Source organism: Stenotrophomonas sp. P5_B8 (genome assembly GCF_054049855.1).
This window is the reverse complement of sequence record NZ_JBFULO010000361.1, coordinates 1-4,092: the sequence shown is the minus strand read 5'-3', so window position 1 is coordinate 4,092 and position 4,092 is coordinate 1. Positions and strand designations below refer to the sequence as shown.

Genomic DNA, 4,092 nt, shown 5'->3' with positions numbered 1-4,092 from the left:
TGCGGTACCTGACCAAGCGGCTGGACGCGCTGCGCATCGTCGACCAGCCGCCGACCGACCCGCAGGCGGTGTTCTTCGGGGCATGGGTGGAACTGGAAAACGTGGACAGCGGCGAGGTGAGCCGCTATCGCATCGTCGGTCCGGATGAGACCGACGCGCCGACGGGATGGATCAGCATCGATTCGCCGCTGGCGCGGGCGTTGTTGAAAAAGCGCGTGGATGACGCGTTTGAGGTGGAGCTGCCGAGCGGGCGCCACGGCTTTGCGATCCTGGCGGTGGAGTACCCGACCGGCGAAGGCCGGTAGCACGGCCAGCCGGGCATGGCCCGGCTCTACCGCCTGCGATCGTTGCCGCGCTGCGCGCGGCTAGCCGGGCATGGCCCGGCTCTACCCGCCTGCGATCATTGCCGCGCTGCGCGCGGCCAGCCGGGCATGGCCCGGCTCTACCCGGTTGATGGCGCGGGATAGTTCCTTCCCGCGCGCGCGGGGCGGAAATACCCGGCCTGCTGGTAAAACGCGGCATCCTGGCCTGCATGCCAGCCGGGGATGCCCATCAGCGGGAGCGGCCGCAGCTCCAGTGGATCGCTGAGGAGGCGTCCGCGCTCGATCAGCGCCGCCACCTGCGCGACAGCGCGCGCGTCATCATCGCCCTGCACCACCACACCTTTGCCTACCAGCAGCCGCCCGGGCGACAGCGCCTGTTCCATCAACGCATGGCCGATCACGGCCGCCACCGCGATGTCGCCCTCGCGCCATGCGCCTGCCCCGTCGACGAACAGCGCCGACCAGTCATGCCGGTCCCATGCCTCCAGCAGCGCCGGATCGCGCACGCGCACGATCACGCCGGTTTCGTCGAACTGGGTCAGCGCCGCCTGCGCACGGTTGCGCTGCCCGGAAGGCATCGCCGCGATGTGGCGGCACTGCTGCTTGTTGAGGGCCTGCTTGATGGCCGGGTAGCGCGCCCAGATCAGGGCGTTGAACAGGTCGTGCCAGTTGTCCGCACGCGTGGCGATCTGGCCACGTTCGGCAATGCGCACTTCGTAATGCAGGCCGTCGGCCAGCAATGCCGCGTCCTGTTCGACCAGATGCCGGTGCGGCAGGCAGAGGCGTGCGTCGAGCATCCGGACGCTCGGCCAGTCGGCCGCCGTCAGCAGATCCTGGACCTCGCGCAGCCCTGCGTAGAGCGGCTGCGCGAAGCACATCGCGTCCACCGCAGCACGCGGCGGCGCGACGAAGCGGCGGCGACCGCCGGTCTCGGCGGACGCCGCGGCGGTCACAACACCTGCAGGTCGAACGGCTTGCGCGCGCCGGCAACGATGATCGCGTCACCGAACAGATCGTGGTCGTCGCTCTCGGTGATGTCGACATCGACGAACTGACCCACGCGCAGCTTGGCCTCTTCGGCGTTCTGGATATGCACCAGCCCGTCGATTTCCGGCGCGTCGGCCTTGGAGCGGGCCACCGCGATGCCGTCCTCGATCGCATCGACCAGGCACTGCTGCACGCTGCCGATCTTGGATTCCAGGCGCGCGGCGGAGATCTCCGCCTGGCGTTCCATGAAGCGGGCCAGTCGCTCCTGCTTCACTTCCTCAGGCACCGCACCGGGCAGGTCGTTGGCGGTGGCGCCGGTGACCGGCGAGTAGGCGAACGCGCCGACGCGGTCCAGCTGCGCCTCGTCCAGGAACGCCAGCAGCTCTTCGAACTCGGCATCGGTCTCACCGGGGAAGCCGACGATGAAGGTCGATCGCACGGTGATGTCCGGGCACAGCTGGCGCCAGCGCTGCACGCGCTCCAGGGTCTTGTCGACCGCACCGGGGCGCTTCATCAGCTTGAGGATGCGCGGGCTGGCGTGCTGGAACGGAATGTCCAGGTACGGCAGTATCCGGTTTTCGGCCATCAGCGGCACGATCTCATCCACGTGCGGGTACGGGTAGACGTAATGCATGCGGGTCCAGGCATCCAGTTCGGACAGGMCTTCGCACAGCGCCTTCAGCCGTGTCTGGTAGGCCTTGTCGCGCCACATGCGCTCGGCATATTTCACATCCACGCCATAGGCCGAGGTGTCCTGCGACACCACCAGCAGTTCCTTCACCCCACCGCGCACCAGCCGCTCGGCTTCGCGCAGCACCTCATCGACCGGACGCGAGACCAGCTTGCCGCGCATCGAGGGAATGATGCAGAAGCTGCACTTGTGGTTGCAGCCTTCGGAAATTTTCAGGTAGGCGTAGTGGCGCGGGGTCAGCTTGATGCCGTAGTCGGGCACCAGGTCCACGAACGGATCGTGCTTGGGCGGCAGCGCGGCATGCACGGCTTCCATCACGCTCAGGTAGTCCTGCGGGCCAGACACGGCCAGCACGTTCGGATAGGCCTCGCGGATCTGCTCCGGACGCTTGCCCAGGCAGCCGGTGACGATCACCTTGCCGTTGGCGTTCATCGCCTCGCCGATCGCGTCCAGCGACTCGGTCACGGCCGAATCGATGAAGCCGCAGGTGTTGACCACCACCACATCGGCCGAATCGTAGGAGGGCACGATGTCGTAGCCCTCGGACCGCAGCTGGGTGAGGATGCGCTCGGAATCGACGAGGGCCTTCGGGCAGCCAAGGCTGACGAAACCGACTTTGGGGTTCAGCTGGGACATGGAATCGCGGGACTCTGGGGGCCTGGGCCCATGCCGGAATGGCGTGGGGACCTGGGGCCGGAAACGGCGGCAAGTATACCGGCGTTGCGGGCCACGCCCTGAATCGCGTTCGGCCGATGCCGCCAGATCCGGCACCGCCCCTGACATCGCGCTAACCCGCCGGGACCGGATAATGAACGCATGAACCAACAGGAGTCCTGCATCATGGGTGAGTGGGTCACGCTCGATACGCATCACGGTCCGGTCCGCGCCTGGCAGGCCACCCCGGACGGCAAGCCTCGCGGCGGGCTGGTGGTCATCCAGGAGATCTTCGGGGTCAACCCGCACGTGCGCGAGGTCGCCGAAGGCTTTGCCGCCGCCGGTTACGCGGTGCTGGCGCCGTCGTTCTTCGATCTCATCGACGGGGTGGACGCSGATCCGGACGCCCTGCCCTACGACCCGGAGGGGGTGAAGCAGGGGCTGGAACGGGTCAATGCGCTGGGGGTGGAGAAGGCGCTGGAGATCGTCCGCGCCGCCGCGTCCCGGCTGGCGCCGGCCGGCAAGGTTGGCACCGTCGGCTATTGCTGGGGCGGCAGCATCGCCCTGCTCTCGGCGCTGCGACTGGGCCTGCCGTCGGTCAGCTACTACGGGGCGCGCAACGTGCAGTTCCTGGATGAGACGCCCAAGGCGCCGGTGATGTTCCACTTCGGCGCGCAGGACAAGAGCATTCCACCAGAAGCCATCGCCGCCCACCGCCAGAAGCTGCCGCAGATGCCGACGTTCGTGTACCCGGCCGACCATGGCTTCAACCGCAGCGTCGGACATGCGTATGATCCAGACAGCGCCGCCCTGGCGCTGAAACGCACCCTGGACTTCTTAGCGGAGCATCTTGGATGAGCGAGTTCGAACTGGATTCACGCCTGGCCACCGATAGCGTTCTGGTAGCAGAAGGGCCGTTGTCCCAAGTGCGGTTGATGAACGACGAGCGGTACCCGTGGTTGATCCTGGTGCCTCGATTGGCCGGCATCACCGAGTGGATCGACCTCGATGGCGATCAGCAGGACAAGCTGCGCACGGAGTTGAACCGGGCGTGCAAGGCGCTCAAGGGCACCGATGGCGTGGAGAAGATCAACATCGGGGCGCTGGGCAACATCGTGCGCCAGCTGCATTTCCACGTGATCGGCCGCCACGTCGGCGATCCGGCCTGGCCGGGACCGGTCTGGGGCCAGGGTCAGGCGCACCGTTACGATCCGGAGGTACTGACCCAACGTGTCGCGCTGTGGAAGGAACGGCTAGGATATTCGCCCCAGCCCTAACGGACCCTGCCCCTGATGCGTTCCAACCTCGTCGCTGCCATCGTCCTGATCCTCGTCGGCCTGTTCCTGCTGGCCAGCAATCTCGGTTGGACCAACATGAACATGGGGAAGCTGATCCTCACCTGGTGGCCGGTGGTGCTGGTGGCGGTGGGCATCGGGC

At 67.2% G+C, this 4,092-nt stretch carries 6 protein-coding genes; 4 read left to right on the top strand and 2 right to left on the bottom strand.

The genetic code is table 11. The annotated features are described in order from the left end of the window. Window positions 1–305, top strand: a 305-nt coding sequence (locus ACXJKH_RS16345) for a GreA/GreB family elongation factor (protein WP_457320873.1), incomplete at its 5' end; no start/stop codon positions are given. Between the two features lie 137 nt (window positions 306–442). Here the strand turns inward: ACXJKH_RS16345 and ACXJKH_RS16340 are convergent. Together ACXJKH_RS16340 and rimO are read right to left on the bottom strand one after the other, a co-directional pair. Next, on the bottom strand, window positions 443–1,276 hold the full coding sequence (locus tag ACXJKH_RS16340) for a DUF3025 domain-containing protein (protein ID WP_457320871.1): 834 nt from the start codon (window positions 1,274–1,276) through the stop codon (window positions 443–445). Then, entirely contained in the window at window positions 1,273–2,637 is a 1,365-nt protein-coding gene (rimO, locus tag ACXJKH_RS16335) for a 30S ribosomal protein S12 methylthiotransferase RimO (protein ID WP_457320869.1), read from the bottom strand. Before rimO ends, ACXJKH_RS16340 begins: the two co-directional genes overlap by 4 nt. 204 nt (window positions 2,638–2,841) lie before the next feature. Here rimO and ACXJKH_RS16330 point away from each other — a divergent pair, with 204 nt between their 5' ends. The 3 genes from ACXJKH_RS16330 to ACXJKH_RS16320 form a co-directional block, all read left to right on the top strand. After that, on the top strand, window positions 2,842–3,513 hold the full coding sequence (locus ACXJKH_RS16330; protein WP_457320867.1) for a dienelactone hydrolase family protein: 672 nt from the start codon (window positions 2,842–2,844) through the stop codon (window positions 3,511–3,513). Next, complete coding sequence (locus tag ACXJKH_RS16325; RefSeq protein WP_256774602.1) at window positions 3,510–3,932, top strand: HIT domain-containing protein; 423 nt, start codon at window positions 3,510–3,512, stop codon at window positions 3,930–3,932. The genes ACXJKH_RS16330 and ACXJKH_RS16325 overlap by 4 nt, the downstream gene beginning before the upstream one ends. A 15-nt stretch (window positions 3,933–3,947) precedes the next feature. Then, window positions 3,948–4,092: LiaI-LiaF-like domain-containing protein (locus tag ACXJKH_RS16320; protein ID WP_457320875.1), on the top strand; the 145-nt coding region annotated here is incomplete at its 3' end.

Coding starts and splice junctions, on each gene's coding strand:
- ACXJKH_RS16325 (WP_256774602.1), top strand. CDS start 3,510: ATGAGCGAGTTCGAACTGGATTCACGCCTGGCCACCGATAGCGTTCTG.